Annotated in this window: 22 protein-coding genes; 16 read left to right on the top strand and 6 right to left on the bottom strand. The window is 69.1% G+C overall.

Annotation, left to right across the window (positions count from 1 at the left end; translation table 11 throughout):
• The first annotated feature begins 3 nt into the window (after positions 1 to 3).
• Complete coding sequence (locus ACIA8E_RS36255) at positions 4 to 2,007, top strand: hypothetical protein (protein WP_399304827.1); 2,004 nt, start codon at positions 4 to 6, stop codon at positions 2,005 to 2,007.
• 40 nt (positions 2,008 to 2,047) lie between these two features.
• Positions 2,048 to 2,272 carry a hypothetical protein gene (locus ACIA8E_RS36250; protein WP_399304824.1) on the top strand — a complete coding sequence of 75 codons (225 nt, stop codon included), beginning with the start codon at positions 2,048 to 2,050 and terminating at the stop codon, positions 2,270 to 2,272.
• Between the two features lie 858 nt (positions 2,273 to 3,130).
• Here ACIA8E_RS36250 and ACIA8E_RS36245 read toward each other — a convergent pair.
• The 5 genes from ACIA8E_RS36245 to ACIA8E_RS36225 all read right to left on the bottom strand — a co-directional run bounded on the left by ACIA8E_RS36245 (position 3,131) and on the right by ACIA8E_RS36225 (position 5,594).
• Positions 3,131 to 3,280: a hypothetical protein gene (locus tag ACIA8E_RS36245; protein WP_399304821.1), complete on the bottom strand. Its 150-nt coding sequence runs from the start codon at positions 3,278 to 3,280 to the stop codon at positions 3,131 to 3,133.
• 190 nt (positions 3,281 to 3,470) lie between these two features.
• Positions 3,471 to 3,926 (bottom strand): hypothetical protein, encoded by a 456-nt coding sequence (locus tag ACIA8E_RS36240; RefSeq protein WP_399304818.1) that lies wholly within the window; start codon positions 3,924 to 3,926, stop codon positions 3,471 to 3,473.
• Between the two features lie 87 nt (positions 3,927 to 4,013).
• Positions 4,014 to 4,856, bottom strand: a complete 843-nt coding sequence (locus tag ACIA8E_RS36235; RefSeq protein ID WP_399304815.1) for a helix-turn-helix domain-containing protein — start codon at positions 4,854 to 4,856, stop codon at positions 4,014 to 4,016.
• A complete protein-coding gene (locus tag ACIA8E_RS36230; protein WP_399304813.1) occupies positions 4,853 to 5,389 on the bottom strand; it encodes a DUF6879 family protein in 537 nt (178 codons plus the stop codon). The genes ACIA8E_RS36235 and ACIA8E_RS36230 overlap by 4 nt, the downstream gene beginning before the upstream one ends.
• Before the next feature lies 1 nt (position 5,390).
• On the bottom strand, positions 5,391 to 5,594 hold the full coding sequence (locus ACIA8E_RS36225; protein WP_399304810.1) for a hypothetical protein: 204 nt from the start codon (positions 5,592 to 5,594) through the stop codon (positions 5,391 to 5,393).
• A 463-nt stretch (positions 5,595 to 6,057) separates the two neighbouring features.
• Between ACIA8E_RS36225 and ACIA8E_RS36220 the strand changes: the two genes are divergently transcribed.
• The 8 genes from ACIA8E_RS36220 to ACIA8E_RS36185 all read left to right on the top strand — a co-directional run bounded on the left by ACIA8E_RS36220 (position 6,058) and on the right by ACIA8E_RS36185 (position 15,584).
• Positions 6,058 to 6,906 carry a hypothetical protein gene (locus tag ACIA8E_RS36220; protein ID WP_399304807.1) on the top strand — a complete coding sequence of 283 codons (849 nt, stop codon included), beginning with the start codon at positions 6,058 to 6,060 and terminating at the stop codon, positions 6,904 to 6,906.
• Between the two features lie 122 nt (positions 6,907 to 7,028).
• Positions 7,029 to 7,364: a hypothetical protein gene (locus ACIA8E_RS36215; protein ID WP_399304805.1), complete on the top strand. Its 336-nt coding sequence runs from the start codon at positions 7,029 to 7,031 to the stop codon at positions 7,362 to 7,364.
• Positions 7,361 to 8,425, top strand: a complete 1,065-nt coding sequence (locus ACIA8E_RS36210) for a conjugal transfer protein (RefSeq protein WP_399304803.1) — start codon at positions 7,361 to 7,363, stop codon at positions 8,423 to 8,425. The genes ACIA8E_RS36215 and ACIA8E_RS36210 overlap by 4 nt, the downstream gene beginning before the upstream one ends.
• Positions 8,425 to 8,724, top strand: coding sequence for a hypothetical protein (locus ACIA8E_RS36205; protein ID WP_399304800.1), 300 nt, complete (start codon positions 8,425 to 8,427; stop codon positions 8,722 to 8,724). The genes ACIA8E_RS36210 and ACIA8E_RS36205 overlap by 1 nt, the downstream gene beginning before the upstream one ends.
• Positions 8,721 to 9,341 (top strand): hypothetical protein, encoded by a 621-nt coding sequence (locus ACIA8E_RS36200; protein ID WP_399304797.1) that lies wholly within the window; start codon positions 8,721 to 8,723, stop codon positions 9,339 to 9,341. Before ACIA8E_RS36205 ends, ACIA8E_RS36200 begins: the two co-directional genes overlap by 4 nt.
• A gap of 2 nt (positions 9,342 to 9,343) precedes the next feature.
• Positions 9,344 to 11,896, top strand: a complete 2,553-nt coding sequence (locus tag ACIA8E_RS36195; RefSeq protein WP_399304794.1) for an ATP-binding protein — start codon at positions 9,344 to 9,346, stop codon at positions 11,894 to 11,896.
• Positions 11,893 to 14,466, top strand: a complete 2,574-nt coding sequence (locus ACIA8E_RS36190) for a hypothetical protein (protein WP_399304791.1) — start codon at positions 11,893 to 11,895, stop codon at positions 14,464 to 14,466. The genes ACIA8E_RS36195 and ACIA8E_RS36190 overlap by 4 nt, the downstream gene beginning before the upstream one ends.
• The gene (locus tag ACIA8E_RS36185) at positions 14,463 to 15,584 is read left to right on the top strand and encodes an NlpC/P60 family protein (protein WP_399304788.1); all 1,122 of its coding nucleotides are present in this window, start codon (positions 14,463 to 14,465) and stop codon (positions 15,582 to 15,584) included. Before ACIA8E_RS36190 ends, ACIA8E_RS36185 begins: the two co-directional genes overlap by 4 nt.
• 208 nt (positions 15,585 to 15,792) lie before the next feature.
• Here ACIA8E_RS36185 and ACIA8E_RS36180 read toward each other — a convergent pair whose 3' ends face one another.
• The gene (locus tag ACIA8E_RS36180; protein WP_399304785.1) at positions 15,793 to 16,350 is read right to left on the bottom strand and encodes an NUDIX domain-containing protein; all 558 of its coding nucleotides are present in this window, start codon (positions 16,348 to 16,350) and stop codon (positions 15,793 to 15,795) included.
• Positions 16,351 to 16,401: 51 nt separating this feature from the next.
• Between ACIA8E_RS36180 and ACIA8E_RS36175 the strand changes: the two genes are divergently transcribed.
• The 6 genes from ACIA8E_RS36175 to ACIA8E_RS36150 all read left to right on the top strand — a co-directional run bounded on the left by ACIA8E_RS36175 (position 16,402) and on the right by ACIA8E_RS36150 (position 22,034).
• Positions 16,402 to 16,605 (top strand): hypothetical protein, encoded by a 204-nt coding sequence (locus tag ACIA8E_RS36175; protein ID WP_399304782.1) that lies wholly within the window; start codon positions 16,402 to 16,404, stop codon positions 16,603 to 16,605.
• Between the two features lie 261 nt (positions 16,606 to 16,866).
• Complete coding sequence (locus ACIA8E_RS36170; RefSeq protein ID WP_399304779.1) at positions 16,867 to 17,358, top strand: hypothetical protein; 492 nt, start codon at positions 16,867 to 16,869, stop codon at positions 17,356 to 17,358.
• Entirely contained in the window at positions 17,355 to 19,610 is a 2,256-nt protein-coding gene (locus ACIA8E_RS36165) for an ATP/GTP-binding protein (RefSeq protein WP_399304776.1), read from the top strand. Before ACIA8E_RS36170 ends, ACIA8E_RS36165 begins: the two co-directional genes overlap by 4 nt.
• A 15-nt stretch (positions 19,611 to 19,625) precedes the next feature.
• Positions 19,626 to 20,588 carry a replication-relaxation family protein gene (locus ACIA8E_RS36160; protein WP_399304773.1) on the top strand — a complete coding sequence of 321 codons (963 nt, stop codon included), beginning with the start codon at positions 19,626 to 19,628 and terminating at the stop codon, positions 20,586 to 20,588.
• A gap of 62 nt (positions 20,589 to 20,650) precedes the next feature.
• On the top strand, positions 20,651 to 21,007 hold the full coding sequence (locus tag ACIA8E_RS36155) for a hypothetical protein (RefSeq protein ID WP_399304770.1): 357 nt from the start codon (positions 20,651 to 20,653) through the stop codon (positions 21,005 to 21,007).
• Between the two features lies 1 nt (position 21,008).
• The gene (locus ACIA8E_RS36150) at positions 21,009 to 22,034 is read left to right on the top strand and encodes a hypothetical protein (RefSeq protein ID WP_399304767.1); all 1,026 of its coding nucleotides are present in this window, start codon (positions 21,009 to 21,011) and stop codon (positions 22,032 to 22,034) included.
• Positions 22,035 to 22,375: the final 341 nt, after the last annotated feature.

Raw genomic sequence — 22,375 nt, 5'->3', positions numbered from 1 at the left:
TCTGTGGGCAAGTTCAGCAACCGCAGCAAGCTCACCCCACAACAGACGCTGGACACGCTGATCGACCACGTCCAGACCGTCGCCTCGCAGCTCAATCGGGCTGCCGCTGAGGCCGCAATCATCGCCACGGCCAATCACGACGGCTGGCGAACACGACTGCTGCGAAGCCTGGAGGCGGCTCCCGACTGGTCGACGTCCGCGGACAGCCGACTGCCGCTGCCCGTTCAGCGGCTGCTGCGACACCTGAAAGAGGCCGGTGCCGAAGTTGCCCTGCCGCGATGCGCGACCTGCGGCCGCGCATCGCAGAAACGAGGGTTGCCCCGGCTGTTGCCGGACGGCACCCGCAACTGCGATACCTGCGGCTCCTACCGGGATGCCCAGCCTTGCGCCCGCTGCGGCAACCTCCGGCCGGTCACCGCCCGAGACGAGGACGGCGGCCCGCTCTGCCTGCGGTGCTACCGCCACCACATCGCCCGCCGAATCACGTGCTGTCGCTGCGGTCGTGTCAGCCACACGGCCGGCCTGACAGATGACGGTCCTGTCTGCAACACCTGCGCGGCCAGCCTTTACACCAAGGAATGCCATCGCTGCGGGAATGCCAAAAATGTTCGCACCCGCCTCGCCGGTCAGCCCATCTGCGGCGCCTGCTTCCTGGCGCTGGCCCAGAACCCGGCGCTCTGTCCGGCCTGCTCCCAAACCAAGGTCCTCGCCTTCCACAACGGCTCAGGCCAGCAGATCTGCAGCGTCTGCGCGGGCGAGAAGTCCGTCTTCAGCTGCCGTCAGTGCGGCAGCGAGGCCAACCACTACGGCAGCCGCTGCGCGAGTTGCGTCCTCACCGAACGCGCCGCCGCCTTGCTCTCTGACGAGCACGGGACGCTCCAACCCCAGCTCAAGCCGGTGCTCGACGCGCTCATAGCCGTCGACCGGCCCAAGTCGACGCTCTTCTGGTTCCAGCACAGCGAGGGTCCAAAGATCCTTCACCGCATGGCACTTGGACAGATACCCGTCAGCCACACGGGGCTGGACGATCTTCCCCGGACACGGGCCATCGACTATCTGCGGGACTTCCTCATCGCCGTCGGAGCCCTGCCTTCTCAGAACGTTCACCTCGAACGTCTCGGACCCTGGCTCGACACGTTCATCGAAGGACGGCCACCCCCACAGACCCGCGTGCTGCGGCTCTACGCGACCTGGAGCGTCCTCCGCCGACTCCGCGGCCGGAGCAACCCCGCCGCTGCGGCGTCGAACACCGCCCGCTACAAGATCAAGTACGCAGCTGACCTGCTGCAATGGATCGACCAGCGGGACAAGAATCTCATCACCATGCGGCAGGCAGACCTGGACCTCTGGCTGACGGAGGCTGAAGGATCAGCCATCGCTCGCTACCGCTACATTCCCGTCTTCATCTCCTGGGCCCGCGATCGACGGCTCACCGCTGATCTCCGCGTCCCCACCCAGTTCCGGTCCGAGCCCGCCGCGGCAATGGACGAGGACGACCGCTGGGAGCTCGTCCATCGCCTTCTTCACGACGATGACCTCCCGCTACGGGAACGAGTCATCGGGCTGTTCGTCCTTCTCTACGGCCAGTTCGTCGCACGCGTGGTCCGCATGACCCCGGCCCAGGTCGAGATCACCCCGAACGCCGTCCACGTCCAATTCGGCGACGACATGCTCAGCCTGCCGCCCGTCCTCGACGGCCTCGTCCGCCAGCTCCTCGACCAACGCGGTTACTCCAGCTATGCGAGCCGCCCCGACGCCTGGCTCTTCCCGGGCGGGAATCCCGGGCGGCCAGTCAGCGATAACCACGTCCGCATCTACCTCAAGAACGCTGGCATTCCGCTCGGCCGGCCAGCCCGGCATGCCGCCCCTATGCACCTTGCGGCGAAGATCCCTTCCCCCGTCCTCGCCAGCCTCCTTGGCCTGTCACCGAGGATTGCATCCGACTGGCACAAGCTTGCCCGAGGCGACTGGACCCACTATCTGGCCCACCGTTCCAACGACGAATAGTGCACGGTTCACATAGGTACGCTCCGCCAGTACCGGGCAGATGGTCCAGGCGGAAGACGGCGTCCTTGGGCAGCGCGTAGCGGGCCTGCTGGACGGTGGCGACGTCGCGGGCGTTGAGGACCTGGTCGCGGGCTTCCATGAACAGGTGCTTCACCCCGAACCCGTGCAGCTCGCAGACCAGCAGGTTCAGGCAGTGCGCGCGGGCCCGCTCCTGCCGACGCGGCCCGACCGGGGCGCCGACGGCGACCACGTGCAGTCCGTCTAGGGCGGCCACGGTGCGGGCCAGCTCGGCGCGCTCGGCGTTGTCGCGCTTGGTCCAGTGCAGCTTCGCGGGCGCGTGCTTCGCCTGCAGGCGAAGCATCTCCTCGCGGGCCTGGTCGAGGGCGTCGTCCGGGATTACCGCCGCGGCGATGATGTAGAACCCGGCGTCGTCGTGCTCCTGAAAGGACTCGTCCGACCAGGCCGTGTTCGCGCTCACTCGCCTGCGTCCTCTTCGGGCCCGCTCAACAGACGCGACCAGGCGGCGGCCCGCTCGCGCTCAGCGCGGGGCTGTTCGTCGTCGCCCGGCCCGTTGCTCGGGAGTGTCGTCCTCATGGCGACACACGATGTCATCGTGGGGACGCCATGCGGGGCCGGGTCCTGGGTCCCACCCGTCGGGGCCGGCCTGGGGACTGCAGATCCGGGGCACTGAGCTCTGCCCTGAGCTGAGCTGGTCGGCGCTGAGAGAAGGAATGCCTCTTCTCCTATAGAAGAAGAGGTGTCAGCGTCAATTCCCCGGATGCCCACCTGCCTTGACCAGCGCGAATGCCCATCGCGTCGCGCGGGAGCCGGTACCTGCGGCGGTAGCTACGCCGGTACCCGGGCTGGTATCTACGTCAGTAGCTGCGCCGGTAGCCACCTGCAGCCACCGGGCCACGACGCTCACGGGCAGCTCCCTACCGATACCTGTAGGCGTCTAAAGGGGCAGTCGCATGCGGTGACGAGCCCCGGACGCATGACGGAACCCCGACCTCGGGTTGCGGTCGGCCTCTGGTCTTTAGTCCTGCGGGCTGGGGAACCGCAACTCCAGCTGAGAACCTCCTTGCCTCGGCGGGCGTCATGTACCGGTCGCAGCAGTCGCAGATCATCGGCGGACCGCCCGCCAGGCCCGGCCGAGCCGCACGGCTGTGATGCACGCGGCTCCGACCCGACATGCGCCGCACGTCACGGTGTGTCCGAGGAGCGTGCGGTACGCGGCCTCCGCGCGGTGGCGCGACTTGGTCAGTGCGATCACGGGGCATCCTTCCTGCAGGATCGGGGGAACCAACGAACTGAGAGGCCGAAGACGTCGACCAGGCGTGACCCGAGGTCGACGGCTGTTGCGGCGGATAACGTGACGCTGCACCACACGCAGCACACGCCGCGCTGCTGCGCGTCAGACAGCAACGCGAGTGGGGGCAGCTCCCGAGGAGCATCGACGGCGGTCAACAGAACGCCCCTGCGGGAAGTCTCAGGCCACTGCCGCCGGGGCCGAACGCTGCGCCGAGCGTGGCCGCGTTCGTCAGCCGTCCCGTACCGTCTGGCTTCTCCAACCATCCGAGTCCGTCTATGTACCGGTCGGCCGGCGGGCAGAGCAGCGAGCGTGCCTCGGGGCGGACCGTCAGCCGCGCCAGGTCGGCGAGAAGCTCCTCGGCACCGGGCGGTACGAGCCACCACGCACGGTCGGCGCCGGGGTGGACCAGGACCGGGCCGAGCCGTTCGGGGCCGATGCGTTGCATCGCGGCGACCGACGGCAGGATGTCGGCCTCCACCGCGAGCCACAGTCGACCGCTCGGGATGTCAGCGAGCTCGCCGGCTGCCCATTTTCGTTGCACCAGCACAGGGTTCGGGGCGCAGGAGGCCAGCCAGTCCGTGCCCGGATTGCGTGTCCGTGAGGCCATGACCAGCACCGTAGGAGCGACGGTTGCGGCACCGCTGGTCGATTGCGCCGGATTGCGAATGCCGCCTGGCCGGTTGGCGGCGGTTGCTTATGAGAGGTCGAGAGTGGCCCTCGCGCGGCCGATCAGACGCCGCGCCTGCGGGCCGTGAACCGCAGCTTCGTTCAGCCACTCCCACGCCCGGCCGTACAAGGCGATGTTCTCCTCGTCGTCGAGCCACATCTCGGTGTTGATCGTCTCGACGATGACAAGTCGCTGATCGTAGATCCAGAAGCCGTGGGTGGGCGGGCGTCGCAGCTGCGCGCCGAACGGGATGATGCCGAGTTCGATCGTGTCGAGACCGATGAGTCCGGCCAGCCGGTCGAGCTGGGCGGCCATGACGTCACGGGGGCAGGTGAGGATGTACAGGGCGCCTTCCCACAGCAGGAACCGGAACCGGCGCCCTGGCTCGTACAGGGCCTCTTGGCGGCGTATCCGGGTGCGCACAGCGTCCTCGATGTCCCGCGGGATCTGCCTGAACTCGGCGTTCGTCTCGAACGCATTCCGGGCGTATTCCGCTGTCTGGAACAGACCGGGAATCCGCGAGACCTCCACTCCCCGGATCGTCTGAGTCGCCGCGCTCTCAGCTAGTGCCAGCTCTTGCCGGGCCCGGTGCCCTCCCGACAGCTGGCGGCGCCACGAGCGGTACTGCGTCTCCAGTCCGACGAGCCGGCCCTTGAGTTCGCCGGTCATGTCCGGGCGGCCTACCGCCTGCGCCCACGCCGTCAGATCACCAGCGGTGGGTGTCTGCTTCCCTGTCTCCAGCCGCGACACCTTCGAGCGCTGCCATCCCAGGGCCGCGGCTACGCCCTTGCCGTCCATGCCGGCCTCGGTGCGCAGCTCTCGCAGCCGCGCACCGAGGGCGACCCGGGCAGATTGGAAGTCGGTGCTCACACGGTGGAACGTACCGCCCTGGCGAAGTCGGCGGTACGGATTGCGTGGTGCCAGGCCGCATCCCTCGCCTGGCAGGCAGCAAGGACGTCCGCCGGCTCCTCGGTGAGGACGACACCCAGCGTGGTGTCGTCCTCGTCAAAGACGAACCGAGCCAGGATGCGGGAGTCGAACAGCCAGAAGTCGAAGTCCGGCAGACCGAGTCGCACGGCATCCGCGCGGTACAGGTTGCGGATGTCCTCGCCCGCGGTGACGTTGCTGCTGGCCGTTGTGAGCAGGAAGTGCTGCCCCTCGGTCAGTGGGTCGTCGACCAGGCGTACCCGCTCGAACCGCTTGCCCTGCTCAGTCGCGCGCTGCACGTTCAAGCGCCACTCGTCGAACGGTTCGGCCGCCACGTCCTTACCGGCTTGCCACCTCTGCCACTTCGGGCTGTTCCGGTCGGAGGCGTAGCCCTGGCGGGTCTCCAGTCGCCATGCGGTGTGCTCGAACTCGGCGAAGAGGTGAGCCGCCTCAGCGAAGGGGATCAGATCCGGCACGTCACTCCTTGGGGGCGAATCGAGTGAGGAGCTCGCGGGGGATGACGACGAAGGTCTCCGAGTCCTTTACGTCACGGAGTTGCTCGAGGTGCTCGGGGTCGGTGAGCTTGTCGCCCTGGACGACGATGTCGCCTGTCTCTTCCACCTCGTACAGGGTGGGGCAGTCGCCGCCGTCACTGGTGGTGCCGATGAACCTGAGTGTCATGTCGCCCTCCGTCTGCGCTGGTTGAGAGACCAGGATGCGTGGGATAGTGCGAGCTCGCCTGAGGATTGCGGGGGATTGCAGATCCCCCTGGGCGCCGGTTGGTTGCGCGCAACCGGACTTCGCCGCTGGCACGCGCGGGCGGGCCCTCGGTTGCCTTGAGTCCTCGGCCACCTCCCCCGGGGCTTCGTTGGAACCTGTCGCTATGGGCCCCTGTGGGACGTGTGCGGAGTCTGTAGGAAGCGCTGCCTTGACGTATCTGCGGGCGTCGAACCCCACGGCGGCGCAGCCCGGCTGCGGATACCCGGTTCCCGGGTCGTCGGCTGACGGATGCCCGGGTGTCCTGCGCCCCGGTGAATCTTCGGATACCCCACTGTGACCAGCGCTGTTTCCCTGTTTGGGGCAAGCACTCGGGTAAGGGGCGAGGGCGATGGTTCACGGCAGTTGATCCGAAGGGAGCTTTGCCGTGAACGCTGGACCGGAACGTGATGCGAGCGTGTTCACCCGCCTGAACACCGAGTGGACGTGGGTCTGCGCCCAGGGTCGTTACGCGCAGCCGGTGTGGTCCTGGCTCGTGGAGGACGGGGTCCAGGGAGCGGCCGGGGCACCGCGGTCTCTGGAGGCACTGCTGGATTGGTTGGAGGAGCGGTCTGTTCGCGAGGGCCACAGGTTTTCCGACGCGTGGCTGGGTGCCCTGCTGCGGCGCGCGAACGGTCACGACGCCGGCGCGCAGCTGGCGGCCCGGACGGTGGTGCAGGCGATGCTGCCGGCTGCGGTGCGCATGACGCAGCGGTCGGTGCGCGCGGGTGAGCGGCTCGATGAGGTGGCGCAGGTGGTGGTCGCTGCGCTGTGGCAGGCGGTGCGCTCGTATCCGGCAGGTCGTCGGCCGGAGCAGGTGGCGCGGCATCTGCGGCTGGAGATGTGGCATCACACCTCGCGTGATCTCAAGCGGGAGTTCGCGCCGTCGGGGACGGAGCTGGACGAGCGGTTGACGCCCGAGCCGGGCCCACAGTGCGATCCGGTGGTGCGAGCGGAAGCGGTCTGGCTGGAGCAGGCTGCGGCCGAGGCCGGATTCGAGGCGGACCTGACGGGTGCGCGTCGGGAAATGGTCGAGCTGCTGGTGTGGGCGCTGTCGCAGAAGGTGCTCTCGCGCACGGCGGCGGTGGCGATCGCGGATCACTACCGGGAGGGCGCTCCGGGCGATCGTGCGGCCGCGCTGGCCGCGGGAATGAACCCGGCGGCGTTTCGGCAGCGGCGCAGCAGGGCGGTCTCGACATTGCGGGCTGCGGCCGGCCAGTGGGCGGCCGCCGCATGAGCCGCGCGGCGATCCGTAGAAGTTTCTCGGCCCCGGATGTCACATCGGGGTGCCGTTGCTTCCCCTTCCTTGGTCGTACGGGCGTGATGCCCGGGCATGGCGAGGGAGAGGGGACGTGCGGCATGGAACTGCGCGCACAGGAACAGCGGCTGGTTCAGATCAGGCGGCAGGCCACGTTGCTGGCGGTAGCGCTGGTGAGTGAGCCGTTCTCGGCCGCGACGGATGAGCGGCTTCGGCTGTATGTAACCGAGGTCGCCGACGAGGCGCAGATGTTGGCCCGCAAGCTGCTGGAGCTTCCGGAGGAGGTGCTGCGGTCCCGGATCAGCGAGCTGTCATCCAGGAGGGGCGGCAGGGGTGCGGTGAGCGGGGGCACGAGCGCGGTGCTGCTGTTTGACGCGCCGGGCAAGCATGCGGGTATCGCGCGGGCCGCCCTTCGTGGTCGGAAGGCCACCCGATGAAGGCGTGGCGCAGGCCTCCGGCACCAGGGACGCCGGAGGAGGACTGGACTGGGCAGGCGGCTCCCGGCGACGGTCTGGAGTCCGGGGCCCAGGCCGGGTGGGTGACGGTCTCCACCGGTGCGGCCGCCAATATGACGGCCGTGCTGCGCTGGGCCGCATGGGCGCTGCTGATCGCCGGGCCCGTAGTCGGCATCGCGGCGTGGCTGCGGCCGCCGACCGCTGCCGGGGCGGTGCAGCAGGCACCAGCGGCATCGGTGGTGGTGCGGGATATGGCCGGCCCGGCAGGCTTCGCCGAGCTCTACGTGTCCGCCTATGTCCAGGCCGGGAAGGGCAGCGAGGCCTCGCTGCAGCCGTACTTCCCGAACATCCGCGACATCACGCTCGAGGCGACGCCCGGTGTGCAGCGCCCCGAGCAGCTGGCAGCAGTGCAGGTGAAGGAGGTATCGGCCGGCTACTGGTCGGTGACGGTCGCCGCCCGCATCGACGCCGGATCCGACGAGGCATCCAAACCCCAGGACGGCACGACGGATACCCCGCAGGAAACCGGTGCGGTGGACGGCGTGCTCCGGTATTTCCAGGTGCCGGTCAAGTCCGCGGGTTCCAGCGGCGGCTACGTCGCTGCGGCACTGCCCGCCGAAGTCGCAGCCCCCGACATGGGCGAGGCAGCCGTGCTCGATTACGGCACACCGGTGCCCGCGGACACTCACGATGCGGCCACCGCCGCGGTGAGCGAGTTCTTGGCCGCGTACCTGACCGGGACAGGCGAGCTGGACCGCTATCTGTCGCCCGGCACCGACATCAGCCAGGTCTCCCCGGCCCCGTACAAGCAGGTGAAAGTCGCTGAGCTCGCTGAGCGGGGCGGTGAGTTCCGTGCGAGTGCCCCGGTGATCGAGGGCACGCAGCGAGAGCTGCTCGTCAATGTCGACGCGACGGACGTGAGCGGGCAGGTGAGGCCGCTGACGTATGCGCTGCAGCTGAAGGCCCGCGATGGCCGCTGGGAGATCGCCTCCCTGGACGCGGCCCCGGCACTGAGCACCACCACTTCGAAGGGAGATTCGTGATGGACATGGTCACGGCCGCGGGCGTCCTCGGCGACTTCAAACTGATCAGTGGCGACGTCAAGGACATTCTGGTCAATGTCCTGCCGCCCATCGGCGGCGCGGCGTTCGTGCTGTGGACCTGGGGGAACACCAAGTCGCCGCTCAAGACGCTTTTGGCCTGTGTCTTCGCCGGTGCGATCTGGTGGGGCATCACCAACATGAGCATCCTGCGCGACAAGACAGGCGAGGATCTCAACCGCGATGCCAGGACCGCAGTAGTCGTTGTGGTTCAGCCGGCCGCGGGCGGTGAGTCCCCGTGAGCAGCGCGGTTGAAGCACCCGGTCGCGATGCTCAGGAGCAGCTGGTCGGGCGCTGTTATACGAAGGCGCGGCGCCACCCGCTGGTGATCGGTCAGCTGCCGGGCGGCGGGCGGTTGTGGGGTGGTCCGTACACGGTTCCACAGGCCATCGTGATGGCCGCCTCGTTCGCCGTGTTGTTGCTGTTCCGCGGGGCGTGGGCGCACTTCGGGCTGCTGCTGAACGTCATCGTCGCGTTCGCCGTGCCCTACTGCCTGGGGCTCCTTGTGCGGCGCGTCCACGTGGACGGCCGCAATCCCCTCGCCGTTGCCGGGAGCGCGTTGGGGCTGTTGTCGGCTCCAACGGGTGGCCGGTTGGGTGGGCGGCCGTTGAAGAGGATCGGCCGGCGCTCCCTGGTTCGCGGGGTGTGCACCGTGACCTGGCAACCCGGGTCCGTCACGGCAGTACGCCCGTTGCGGCAGCCGGCACCGGCGGTGGCAGGTGGCGGTGTGCAGCAGGCCGCCGGGACGGCCCGGCCTCAGGTGCTGTCGGGAGTGGGGGCGTTGCTCGCGGCGCGCGATGCCGGCGCGAGCTCAGGGCCGTGCCGGACGGCGCGCGCGCACGGCGAAGGGGTGAAGTAACGATGCAGGTCCCCATCCGGCACATGGCCGGGAACGTGATCTGGACGACGCACGGTGGAGTATGGGCGATCTGGCGCGTGACGGGCGCCGATCAGGCGCATGTCTCCCGCCGGGCGAAGATGCAGCGGCTCGCGGTGATCGAAGCCCTGGTCAAGCAGGTGCGCGGGGAGGCGATGCTGCTGTCGCTGTGCCCGCAGGTCAACCCGGCCACGGTCGTGGAGAAGATGGTCGCCGGTGTCGACACCGACGCATCGCCGCGCTACGAGGCGCTGGCGCACCGGACCCTGGACCAGTTGGAGCAGCTGGAGCTGACCGGCCGCACCGACTGGCTGGCGGTGCCGCTGGCGACCTCGCGCCGCCAGACCGTGACCGACGCGGTGCGGGCCGCGCGGGCCGAAGTTGCGTTGCAGCTGGGGCTGCTGCCCGCCCGGATCCCGGCACGTGAGGAACTTGAGCGGCTCACTCAGGCATCCGAGCTGGCCTCCACGTGGCCCGCCCAGGTGCGGCTGCGGCCGGCCAGCGAGGCCGAGATCTTGTGGATCTATGGGCACAGCACGCGGCGCGGGCTGATCGAGCCGCCGCTGCCCGAGTACAAGCCGAACCGTGGTAGGACCTGGGGCCGGGGGGCGGCCGCGCTGGGCCAGGCCGTACTCGCCGAGGGCGCCCACAGCCTGGCCGACGCAGAAGAGGACACCCGTACGAGTCGCAGGCGCTCCAGTAATCCGTTCGCGCGCCGGTGGCTGGAGGTGACCACGCAGTGGGGGCCGTCGTACCAGGCTTTGCTGTCTCTGGCCGAGATGCCCGACAGCTTCGTCTTCCCCGGCAGTGAATTCCTTTCCCGGCTCGACCAGTTCGCTTTCCCCGTGGACTGGGTGGTGCGGCTCCATGTGGCGGAGGGGGCCGAGGCGGAGGCCAAGTCGCGCCGTCAGGCGCGGGAGCTGGCCGGCCAGTACAGCGAGTACGACGCCGAGACGTCGGGCGTGCCGGCGTCGGTGGACAAGGCCGCGGCCAATCTGGACGAGTACCGCGACCGGCTGACCTCGTCCAAGACCGAGGTGGAGGTCCGCGCCATGGGTGCGCTGTGCGTGTGGGGCGGCACCCCGGCCGAGGCCGAGCGGCGTGCCGGTGAGCTGCAGGCATATTTCGGGGCCGGTGAGTACACCTTCGCCCGCCCGCGGGGCGAGCAGGAGAGCCTGTGGTACGGAATGCTGCCCGGCGCCCGCACGCCCCGGGTGATGGCCCAGTACGCGCAGTTCCTGCTGGCCCGTGACTTCGCCATGGCCGGCCCGTTCTCTGGCGGGGCGCTCGGGGATGAGACCGGGCCGCTGTACGGGCTGCAGCTGGCCGGCGGCGGGATCCGGCCGGTGATGTCGGACTTCACCCGCGGCCCGCGCAAGAAGGCGTCCGCGTCGGCGGCGTTCATCGGCGAGTTGGGCAGCGGCAAGTCGGTGGCGATGAAGACGGCCGTCTACGGGATCCTGGCCGCCGGGCACCGTCTTGGGGTTCCCGGGAGCCGGGGCCGGGCGGTCATCGTGGACCGTACCCCTCAACAGGAGTGGGTGCGCTTCGCCAGGGCGTGCCCGGGCGCCACCCAGGTCATCCACATCACCGGCGACGCGTCCGTGTCCCTGGACCCGTTGCGGATCTTCACGAAGAAGCCGGGCGAGGCACAGCGGTTCACCGAGTCGTTCCTCACCCTGCTGCTGGGCTTCTCCCCGATGGAGGACGAGGGCTCCGCACTGTCCGAGGCGATCGAGACCGTCCTCGCGGGTCCGCGGCCGTCGATGCGGGTGCTCGCCGAGGAGCTTGCTACGCGCGGCGCCGAGGACCCGGCCGCGCGGTCGGTGGCCCGCCGCCTGATGGCGGTGCAGCGAAAGGACCTCGCACGGTCGCTGTTCGACGAGACCCTGCCCATCGTCGAGGCGGATGCCGCCGACACCGTCGTGTTCTCCGTCGCCTCACTCGCGCTGCCCAAGAAGCGGGAACTGGAGGGGACGCGACTGGAGAAACTGGAGTGGGAGAAGATCTTCGGCCGCGCCGTGATGTATCTGATTGCCGCACTGTGCCGAAAGATCGCCTACGAGAAGCGGGAGGAGTTCGCCGCAGTCGTCTGGGACGAATGCTGGTGGCTCACCTCCAGCCCGGAGGGCCTTGAGCTGCTCCTCGAGATCATCCGGGACGGCCGCAAGCACGCCGCCGGCGCCCTGGTCGGCTCGCACGATCCGTACGACATCGGCCCCACCGACAGCGAGATGGGCCAGATCGTGCGCGGCCTGATCCCCCGCCGATTCCTCTTTCGCCACACCGATACCAACCTCGCCCGCCGCGGCCTGGAGTTCCTCGGCCTCGACCCGCACGACGACGACCTGGTCACCGAGGTCACCACCGGGTTGTCCCCCATCAACCTCTCCGATGCCGAACAGGCCGCCCGGGCCGGCGAGTGCTTCCACCGCGACCTGATGGGCCGCATCGGCGGCATGCAGGTCAGCATCCCCAACGACCTCGAGGCAGCCGCGAGCATCCACTCCGACCCGGAGGCGGCGATCACTGCATGAAGCACAGAGCGCCGGCCGGCGGGTCGCGTACGACGGGACGTGTCCAGCTGTGCAGCACGGCGCGGCGGTGGCTTCGACCCGGGCGCGCGCTGGCCACCGGGGTGGTGATGCTGCTGCTCGCCGCGGTGTGCTCCCTGGTGCTGGCCACCGCAGCGGACGCCGCCCCCGAACCCACCCCCACCCCAACGCCCTCCCAGCCGCTGCCGGATCACCTGAACCTCGACCCCGACCCGCTGAGGCCCGACCCGTTGGTGTCTCAGCCGGCGCCCGGTGCATCCCGGCCGCCGGGCGAGGCGCAGCAGGCGATCGATGAGGCAAAGCGGATGGCCGAGGCCGAAGAGAAATCAAAGGTGCGGTCCCAGTGGGAGCGCCGTGTGCAGGCGTACAAGGCGGACCGGCGCAACGGCGGCGTGCTGTCCGCGTTCGAGGTCACCGACCGCGACGGGAACCCCATCTCCTCCTACCGGATCTACTCCGACACGGGCGGGTGGAAGGACTGGGACCTCAAGATCGAGGCGTTCCTGGTCGACCTGCTGTTCCTCAGCGTCCAGTGGCTCGTCTCCTTCGCCTGCTTCCTCATCTCCTGGTCGCTGGCCTTCCAGCTCGCCCGGCTGCTCCTCAAACCGGCGCTGACAGTTTCCGACGCCCTGTACTCCAACGTCCTCGTCCAACTCGGCCTGCCCTCCCTGTTCCTGACCTACGCCGCGGTGGTGGCCGGCTGGCACCTGATGTTCGGGCGCAAGGCCCGCGGCTGGGGCGAGGCAGGGGCTGCCCTGGTCATCTCCGCGCTCGCCGTCACCACCCTGGCCGCCCCGCCGCAGATGCTGCTGAGCGAACAGCACGGCGCCGTCGGTTCGGCCCGCGCGCTCGCCGTCGAGGTCGCCGCCCTGATCCTGGACAACGAAGAAGCCTCCAAGACCCCGAAGACCGCCATCAACGACGATCTGAACGACAAGGTGCCCGCCGGTGCCAGTGCCGGGGCACAGGTGCGCAGCAATGCTTCGGCTCTCGCCCGTCCCATCACGGACGAACTCGTCGATGCCTTCGTCGTCCGCCCCGCCATGCTGCTGTCCTACGGGCAAGTCTTCGAGGGCAGTTGCGCGAAGAAGTACCGCGACTCGCGGATCCAGCAGGCCGTGGCCGACCGGTGGCTCGACGACGTGCTCGACAGCCCCGAGGACGCCGCCCAGAAGAAGATCCCATGGATCGGCGACACCGTCGGCGACCTCATGGACGGCGTCACCGCGGCGCCCGAAGACATCATTAAGAGCCGGATCAAGAACGTCGGGCCGATCACCACATTCGAGAAGGCCTGCGTCAAAGGCGACGCGAAGGGGCTGAAGAAGGCCTCCATGGACAAGGTCGGCGGCGCGGCCTTCATGGCCCTGGCGGCCCTGCTGGTCTGTCTGTTCATCACGGTTCTCGACGCCGCGTTCCTGTATGCGCAGGTCTGCATCGTCAAGGAGGCGATGATCGCAAAGGTGGCCCTGGCGGTGGGGGTGCTGCCCGGCCCCGGACGCTCGTGGCTGTGGTCCAGAGGTACCAGCATCCTGCGGTACCTGGGGCTGATGGTGCTGGCGGTCAGCGCGCTCGCCATCCTGATCGTCGTCGTCAAGGGGATCATCAACGCCCCCGAGAAGGACCTGCCCGGCGGGGTCACGGTGCGGTTCATCGTCATCGACATCGTGTGCGTCGGCTCGTTCTTCTACCGCAAAAAACTGGTGCGGGCCACCGAGAACCTCTCCCTGCGTGCCCGCGCCCGCCTCGGTAACACCGTCCTCGGCGGCAGCGCTCCCACCGACCTGGGCCCGCAGGCCCCGCGTCGGAGTCTGGGCCGCAAGCTGCTGATCGGCGGCATGATGGTCGGCGCGCTCGCGGCCACCGGCGGCACCGCGGGTGCGGCCTTCGGATCCGCGCGCGGGTCCACCGCTCTCGCCGCCCGCCTGGCCCGCGGCACCGGCCGCATGATCGGCGGCACGGCGAAGGCAGCCGCCGGCACAACGAAACTCGCCGCCCGGGGCACCCTCGCGGTCGGCAAGGCAGGGTTGAAGTCCACCCTGGGGCTGCCGGTGTACGGGCCGCGGGCCGCCCGCCGGACCGGTGCCGCGCTCGCCGCCATACCCAGTCAAGTCACCAGCAGTGCCACCGGCCTTGGCCAGCGCCTGCAGCAGATCCACCAGCAGTACACCCCGCCCGCGCAGAACTTCATGGACGAATACGCCCACGGCCTGCGCTCGTTCGGACGCCTGGTCCGCGGCCGCCGCCCACTGGGCCCGTATACACCTCCCCCGCGTCCCAACCCAGCGCGCCCCGCAGCCGTCCCCAGGCCCCTCGTCTCTCCGGCGCGGCCCGTGCACCCCACGCCGGTGGTGGCGCCTTCTGCCGCCAGGCGCCGCCCGGCTCCCCCGCGTGTCCCTCAGCCCGCAGCGAGCCCGGCCCAGGCGGCACTGCAGATGCGGCTGCACCGCATGCGCAACCGCCAGACCACCGCACCCCCTGCGACACCCTCGACCCCGCGCCCGGCACGGCCGGCCAGGCCCGCGCCCCGCCGCGGCGGGGGCAGGCCATGACCGGCGGGACAAAAGCTCTTCTCGTCTCCGGCAGTGCTCTCGCTCCGATCGCGTTCGTGCTCGGCATCTGCGTCCTGTTCGTCGCGGCAGTTGCCGGGGGCGCCGCCGAGCACGAAAACGAACTCGACGACAGCAGCGGCCTGACGACCGGGCAGGGAGCGCCCTCGCACGTGGCGGGTGTGAACACGGTGATGCTCGCCGCGTACTCCCGCGCCGCCACGAGCATCACCACCCTCCGTCCGAAGTGCGCAGGGATGCGCTGGTCCGTGGTCGCCGGGATCGGGGCGGTGGAGTCCAACCACGCCGCCGGACGGAAGATCACCCCGGATGGCGCCATCACCCCGCATATCACCGGCCCCCGTCTCAACGGCAGCGGCGTCGGCGGCAACGAGACCGCCTTCACGGACACAGACAACGGCGTGTGGGACGGCGACACCACCTACGACAGGGCCGTAGGACCGATGCAGTTTCTTCCCTCGACCTGGAAGGGACCCAGCGGCTCCGACGGCAACAGCGATGGCATCAAAGACCCGCACAACGCGTTCGACGCCGCACTGGGCACCGCGGTGTACCTGTGCGGCAGCGGAAGGACGGACCTCCGCAACGATGCGCAGCTGCGTAAGGCTGTGCTGCGCTACAACCGCTCAGGCGCGTATGCAGACAAGGTCATCGGCTACATCCGTCAGTACGACCAGCTCACCCCTGCCGGCACACCCCGCGGCACAGCAGTCGGCGGTCAGGCGGGAGCGGTCATCCAGGCCGCCCTCGCAGCCCGGGGCACCCCGTATGTATGGGGCGGCGGCGACATCCACGGGCCGACCAAGGGCGGATACGACTGCTCCGGGCTACTGGTGTACGCCTTCTACAAGGGCGCCCGCATCACCCTCCCTCGCACGTCCCAAACCATGCGCAGCGCCGGGACCGGGGTGTCCCGCAACGGACTTCAGCCCGGCGACCTGATCGTCATCAACAACGACGGCACCTGGGGACACGTCGGCCTCTACATCGGCGACGGCAAGATGGTGCACGCTCCACGCCCCGGGAAGTCCGTCGAAACCACACCCGTCACCACTGGCTACTGGACCCAATACGACTGGGATATTCGCCGCATTATGTGATCTAAGTTATGTAGTGGACGGGGTGGCCATGAAGCTCCCGATCGCCGCGGAGGATGTGCTGCTGATCGGCGACACGCCCTGCGGATGTTGCCGCTGGAATTTCGGCAGGAGTCCCGGTCATTGGCGGGCCACGGGCCGCTCAAGCACCGATGCCCTTCGCGAAGCTGGCGCTGCCCACACTCTTCCCGACCTGCGAGACCTGGCGGCGCTACACGCCATGCTCGGCTGATCCCCGAGGCCCGTCCGTGTATCTGGGGCTGTCCAGATTCGAGCTTGTCGCACCGTGTCGCAGGTAGACGGTGGTGCCCTGGGTCAGGGCACGGGAGCAGGCGTGCAGGCGGCGGGCCATGTGTGGGGCGAGCAGGGCGTCCCACTGTTCGGGGGTGGCCAGCTGCCATGCGGTGAGTTCTTCGGGGTCGAGGTGGATGCGGGTCCGGGCTTCTGCCTGGGTGATCAGGCCGCCGTCGAAGAGGTAGTTGGCCAGCGGCGGCCGGCCGTCGGCCTGTGCCGGTACCCAGTCGACGGCCAGTAGCCGGCCCGGCGCGAGGTCGATGCTGAGCTCTTCCTTGACCTCGCGCTGGACTGCTTGCAGTGGGTCTTCTCCCGTGTCCAGTCCGCCGCCGGGGATCTCCCAGGTGTCGGTGCGGTAGGACGGCTGGACCAGAAGAATGCGGCCCGCTGCGTCGTGGATGATGGCTCCGGCACCGGCGATGTGCTTGGGCAGGGAGGCGTAGTACTCGGCGGGAGGAAGGTGCGTGGGACTCATGCGGCGGGACGCTAACGGTGCCGCCCACGGGGTCCGTTCAGCACCTTCGGCTTGACACAGAACAGTGACAGACCGGTTTGGACCTCACTCCAGGGGCAGGGCCTGGTCCACCACTACCTGGACCGCGACACCACTACTCTGCGCCAGCGCCACGGCACCCGTCCCGGCGTCCGCGCTCTGCTCACCGACCTGCCCCACCCGTGTAGGACCGACGCATTGCTCGCCGTGCGGGCGCAGGTGTCGGGGTACGGCTGAGCGTGCCCGGCCAGGTCCGTCTCCGCATCAGGCTGTCCGGCCGAAGAAGGCCCGGTGCTGTCGAAAGCCCGTGAGCATTCGGATCGGACGCAGACGGCCAGCGATGTCCAAAACCACTGCCGAAGTGCTGTCCGTTCTCGATGGTCAGAACCACCCGATCGCATTTTTCATTTTCTGTTGTCACATCTTGGTTGTTGTGGCTCCCCTTCCTGGGTGATGGCGGCGTATGGCCGCTTTCCAGATGAGGGAGATGCGTGCGTGGTGAGCGACGTGTTGCCGCAGGTACCGGATGTCGGGCACGGGTTCGGCATCGTCTTCGACTTCGTTCTCACCCATGCTGGGTGGTTCATTGGCGCCGCCGTGGTGGCGGTGGCCGCCTGGGTGGTGTCAGCCGCGTGGTGGCGGCAGTGGGCCGTACGGGAGCTGGGGAGGCGGGCGCGGTTCGAGCTGGTTCCCGCGGTCACTTTCGATCCGCAGCTGCCGGACGTTGGTCAAGCCGCAGCCCGGCTGTCCGAGGCACGAGCGGCGTCGGGTGCGCTGCCACAGCGAGCAGCGGCGATGCGGATCCGGGCCTCGGCCGGGGCAGATAGCCGGCTGCGGTATGCGTGGGAAGGCCCGGAGCGGGCGGCGAGTGTGCTGCGGTTGCCGGGATACCGGCAGGTGGAGGTGCTCGCCGCGGATTCCGCCCGGGACCGGGCGGCACGAGTGAAGTTCGATGATGCTGGTCCGCTGGAGTGGGGCGGTGGCTGGTGATCCCCGTCCGTCTCATCAAGGAGGACCAGCAGGCCGGGCAGCCCGATGCGGCCGCGGCCAGCACAGCGGTGCGGGAGTTGTACGTGTCGCGGGCCGAGCTGGTGCTGGCTCGCCCGGATCACCGGCCGCTGGGCAAACCAGTCTTGAATCCCGACCCTCTGGAGCAGTTGGCAGCGGCGTTTGCCGAAGTGCGGACGGAGGAGGGGGAGGAGGCCGAGCTCGTCGTCGATCTGCTGCCGGTGCCGGGGCAGAAGGTGGCGCGCAGGCGGCGGCGTCTGATGGCGCGAGCCGCACGGCAGGGGCCCTCGGCGTACGGGGAGCAGCTCCAGCCCGGGGGGCGGCGCGGTGGCTGGGTGTCCCAGGTGTGGGAGGTGCTCAATGGCACTGATCTGAAGAGCGCCGGCCGTGGCAGTGCGCGTCTTCCGCGGCAGAGCGACCTCGCGGATCAGGTCGGCAAGTTCACTCCGGGAGCGGACGTGTTCGCGCTGCAGGTGCTGGTGCGCTGTACGGCGCGGCACCCGGCGCGGGCACGGGCACGGCTGCATCAGGTGATGACGTCGCTGCAGTCGCTGCGCGGCGAGAACACGTTCGTGCCGGTCGGTCCCCGTATCGGAATGTGGCGGCCGTACTCGGATGTGTGGTGGCGCAGGCGCGCTTTCGACCGGAAGTTCATTCGCGGGGACTTTGCGCCGGCCAAGCGGCAGTGGGTGACCTGGCAGGAGGTCGCCGGCCTGCTGAAGCCGCCGACTGTGCACTGCACGGCGCAGAACATCGTGCGGACCGGTGGGGTGGTGCCGCCGGCCCCGGCCGGACTGCCGACCTGGAGAGGGCAGAAGGACGTCATCCCGCTGGGGTACGTGACCAGTGCCGACGGAAAGCGGCGGCTGGCCGGCGCGTACGCGAAGGACGTGCTGTTCGGCGCGTCCTTCGGCAAATCGGGCTTCGGGAAGACCGAGGCGGCTTTGGTGCAGTTCGCCGCCCGCGCGTACGCCGGGGACGGGGTCTGGCTGCTGGACCCGCACAAGTCGGCGTGGCAGCGGATCAAGCCCTATCTGGCGCACCCGGCGCTCGCTGGCCGGGTGTGGGAGGTCGACCTGTCCCGCACGCGGGACTCCGATCGGATGGCGTGCTGGAATCCGCTGTCCATGGAGGGACGGCGCCTGGACGAGGTGCAGGAGGTCGTCGGTGCGGTGGTCGGGGCGATCGCCTCGGCCCACAGCTGGGGCGAGCGGGCCACGAGGGCTCGCACCATCCTGTCCAACGCCGTGCGCACCCTGGCCGAGCTCTCCCACCTGATGATTGCGGACGGACATCCGGAGCTGCAGCCCACCGTGTTCCAGATCGGCACGCTGCTGGAGGACGAAGCCTGGCGCGAGCAGGTCCTCGAACACCTGCCGGACGGCACCGCCAAATACTGGCGGAAGTCGTTCGTGAACGTGGAGGCGTCCGCGTTGAACGCGGTCACCAACGTGCTGTACCGCATCAACACCTCTCGCTCGCTGCGGGCGTTCCTCGGTTCTCCCCGCTCCGGCTACGACCTGCGCCGGGCGATGAGCACCTCCGCCGTGGTCGGTGTGTGTCCCGCAGGCACTGGTGAGAGCGACGAGCTGATCTGCGCGCTGCTGCTGTTCGATCTGTTCCGTGAGGGCATGGCCCGCGCCAGCACTCCTGTCGAGCAGCTGCACACCTTCTGGGCGTGGGTCGATGAGCTGACTGCGGTCGACGGCGCCTCCCACGGCTACGTCGCCAAGATCCTGGAGCAGCTCCGTAAGTACGAGCTCAGGTTCATGGGGATGACGCAGATGGCCATGCGTCTGTCGGACCAGACCCGTCAGGCCCTGCTCCAGAACCAGAGCTGGCTCTCGGCGACCGCCGCCGACTCCGACGAGGCCTCCTTCGTTGCCAAGCGGATGCCCGGCATTGACGCCACCACCATCCAGCGCGTCAAGAAGTACCACTACATCCAGTCCGTCGACCTGCGTGGCGAGCGCACCACTCCCTTCCGCGTCGACGGCGTAGCAGTCAGCGATGTCTACGCCGATTACCACAACCCTGCCGGACTCCCGGCGCTCGAGAAGGCGATCGACACCAACCTCACCCGGCGCACCGTCGGCGAGATCCTGGCCGGTCTCGACGAGCTCGACGACGCAATCGTCGGTCAGCTCGCCGGCCGCCCCACCTCCAAGGCCAACACCTTCAAGGGCGGCTCCCGCGGCGACGTCGTCCACCGTCTCCACCGCCCCACGTCCTGATAGAGAGGCCGACGCATGACCACCGCAACCGCCACTACGGCTCGTCCGGACGGCCTGTCACGGCTCGCCCAGGAGCTCCTGCCCGTCCTCTACCAGCACCGCCTGCTGACCGCAGCCCAGCTCAACCGGCTTCTGCGCCCAACAGCGACCACCAGCCGCTACGTGCGCAGCCAACTGCAGATCCTCCAGGAGCACGGCCTGGCGGACGCGGCCGTGCGCCGCCACACCATGGCCGGCGAACTGTTGTGGTACGCCACGCCGCTCGGCGCCGACACCGTCGAAGCCGGCCGGGAACTGCCCGCGCGTTCCTACCGGATCACCGGCCAGGCCGCCGCCAGTGCCCTGCAGGAACACACCCTCGCGATCAACGACACCGCGCTCGCCTTCATCGAGCACGCCCGTCGGCTCGGCGACGAATGCGGACCGCACAGCTGGGACATGGAACTCGCCCACCGCGTCCGCGACGGAAACGCCCGACATGGCGACGAGGCCTGGCTCACCCCCGACGCTGTACTCCATTACGTGCGCGCCACGGACGACGAGCGGATGCTCCTCACGTTCATGGTTGAGGTCGACCGGTCCACGATGAGCATCGCCCGCCTCGCCGCGAAACTCCACGCCTACGCCCGCTACGCCACCTACACCCCCCAGCCCTCGCCTGCGGCGCGAGGCCGCCAATCAGCCTCGGGCGGTCTGGTGCAGGAGGCGTGGCGGGAGCGCTACCCCGCCTTCCCGCGGATCCTGTTCGTCCTCACCGGCGCCCCGCCGAAGGTGCTGGCCCGGCGCGCAGCAGACCTGCGGGCCCTTGCCGCCGCCGACCCCCGCATCGCACGGGCCGTCAACCGGATCCAGGTCGGCGTCACCAGCCTCGAACTCCTGCAGGCTCACGGACCATTCGCACCGATCTTCACCCCCGTCCAGGGAGATGCCGCCCCCACCGACGTTCTGCTGAACACCGGACCGGAGGCCACGGCATGACCCGCACGCTGCTCCCCTCCCCTCCGCCCGGACCGGCGGGAACGTCGACCGGAAGGGCATCCATGTTCCGCATACGCCGCCGCATACGCCTGGCAACTCCGCCAGACGAGACCGCAACCTGGGCGCCGCCGCAGCACGCGTGCGCCGATCTTGTCGACGCGATGCCGCAGCTCGACTCGCCGCTGATCACCGAACTCATCGCCCTGCACGCCCACACCCGCAACCTCGGCTGGCTCAGTACCCGCGAAGCCCACCCCGAGGAATACCGGCATCTCGTACGTCCCATCCTTCAGCACCTCCTCGACGGCTGGCGCGCCCAGACAGGCGGCCGCGGCGGCCTCGAGGACCTCCTCACCGCCCGCCCCACCAGCACCTGCTGTCATCCTGAGCCCACCAAGACGAATACTTACGGGAGTTGATATGCGACACCGCCTACGCATTGCGGTGAGCGCGGTCATCGCCGCCGCGCTGCTGACCGGCTGCAGCAACAGCGGCACGACACCAGACCACGCGCCAGGTGAGCCAGACACGACGGCCCAACCGTCGCCGCGCCCGGCCGCCGACGAGCTCCCCCGAGGGATGGTCCGGCTCGGCCAGGAACTCCCACACGACGACGAGGACACCTGGGTCATCAAAACGGGCAACCTGAAAACCGTGCAGGCGACGGCAAAGGCGAAGGGCCTGCCGAGCGGGTGGCTCGCAGTGGTGTCCGACTTCGCCTTCACCAACACCACCAACCAGATCCAGAACGTGCCCAGTGATCTGGCCTTGACCGCCCGCTACGGTCCCGACGGACACACGGCGCCCAACTTCACCGACACCGGCGTCGTTGGCCTCCCCCTCGACACCCTCACCAGCGACCCCGAACCCATCCGGGTCGAGCCCGGCGGCACTCACACCACACAGCTCGGCTTCGCCGTCCCCCGCGATGCCGCAGGCCAGCCACTCACCCTCACCCTCGAGGACGGCTGGAACAGCCGGTACGTCGAAGGCACCATTCCCGGCGCCGCCGCCCATCCTGTCACCGCGTCCAGGATCCACCCCGTCGACGAAAGCAAGAAGTCGCTCGCATTCGGCGACTGGCACGACGGCGACGAGATCACCTGGCTGCGCGCAGCACCTGTGAAAGTCACGGGCACCGACAAGACCGGGCAGCGCACCTGCCAGCTCGACCTCACCTTCTTCAATCCCGACACCGAGGTCAGCCAGCTCTCGCAGACCCCGCTGGACGCGAACGTCCACGTCTACTACGGCTCCGATCTCAAGCAGGCTGACACCGTCAAGGAATGGCTGGGACTCAAGGGAACCTTCATCGCCCCACAGCGCACGGCAACCGTCACAGCCCACTTCACCCTGCCGCCCGTAGCTCTCCCCGGACCCATCTCGATCGAAATTGGAAACCGTGACGGACACCGGGTCACATATGCCGGAGAAGTGGGGAATTGATGCTGTCTCAGAGAATCAACAAGAGTTTCACGGTGCATCCCGTGAGGTGGGATTGGCGGGATCACGATCCCGTGAACCAACCAAACGGACTGGGCTGACGAGGCGAAAGTACGTAGCGTATGCATACGCACGGACACGATCAGGCGCACGCGCAACCGCACCATCACACAGCGCACTGAATCGCAGGTCGCTTGCGCATCGGGGATCACGTACGGGGAGGACACAGTGGGACGAGCAGCGCGACCGAAACTCGGTGCACTTCGCACCCGAAATCGACTTATCGGCTCGGTAGTTGCAGGATGCACCGCGCTCACTCTGGCCGCGTGCGGGGGTGGAGACGA

Origin of the sequence: Streptomyces sp. NPDC051664, assembly GCF_044453545.1 — a bacterium.
GTDB lineage: Bacteria > Actinomycetota > Actinomycetes > Streptomycetales > Streptomycetaceae > Streptomyces.
This window is presented reverse-complemented; position numbering and strand designations above follow the sequence as displayed.

What these genes read in the sequence shown, in the direction of transcription:
- ACIA8E_RS36250 (WP_399304824.1), top strand. Translation starts at nt 2,048, where the DNA reads ATGGTCCAGGCGGAAGACGGCGTCCTTGGGCAGCGCGTAGCGGGCCTG.
- ACIA8E_RS36240 (WP_399304818.1), bottom strand. Translation starts at nt 3,926, where the DNA reads ATGGCCTCACGGACACGCAATCCGGGCACGGACTGGCTGGCCTCCTGC.
- ACIA8E_RS36225 (WP_399304810.1), bottom strand. Translation starts at nt 5,594, where the DNA reads ATGACACTCAGGTTCATCGGCACCACCAGTGACGGCGGCGACTGCCCC.
- ACIA8E_RS36215 (WP_399304805.1), top strand. Translation starts at nt 7,029, where the DNA reads ATGGAACTGCGCGCACAGGAACAGCGGCTGGTTCAGATCAGGCGGCAG.
- ACIA8E_RS36210 (WP_399304803.1), top strand. Translation starts at nt 7,361, where the DNA reads ATGAAGGCGTGGCGCAGGCCTCCGGCACCAGGGACGCCGGAGGAGGAC.
- ACIA8E_RS36205 (WP_399304800.1), top strand. Translation starts at nt 8,425, where the DNA reads ATGGACATGGTCACGGCCGCGGGCGTCCTCGGCGACTTCAAACTGATC.
- ACIA8E_RS36195 (WP_399304794.1), top strand. Translation starts at nt 9,344, where the DNA reads ATGCAGGTCCCCATCCGGCACATGGCCGGGAACGTGATCTGGACGACG.
- ACIA8E_RS36190 (WP_399304791.1), top strand. Translation starts at nt 11,893, where the DNA reads ATGAAGCACAGAGCGCCGGCCGGCGGGTCGCGTACGACGGGACGTGTC.
- ACIA8E_RS36185 (WP_399304788.1), top strand. Translation starts at nt 14,463, where the DNA reads ATGACCGGCGGGACAAAAGCTCTTCTCGTCTCCGGCAGTGCTCTCGCT.
- ACIA8E_RS36180 (WP_399304785.1), bottom strand. Translation starts at nt 16,350, where the DNA reads ATGAGTCCCACGCACCTTCCTCCCGCCGAGTACTACGCCTCCCTGCCC.
- ACIA8E_RS36160 (WP_399304773.1), top strand. Translation starts at nt 19,626, where the DNA reads ATGACCACCGCAACCGCCACTACGGCTCGTCCGGACGGCCTGTCACGG.
- ACIA8E_RS36155 (WP_399304770.1), top strand. Translation starts at nt 20,651, where the DNA reads ATGTTCCGCATACGCCGCCGCATACGCCTGGCAACTCCGCCAGACGAG.
- ACIA8E_RS36150 (WP_399304767.1), top strand. Translation starts at nt 21,009, where the DNA reads ATGCGACACCGCCTACGCATTGCGGTGAGCGCGGTCATCGCCGCCGCG.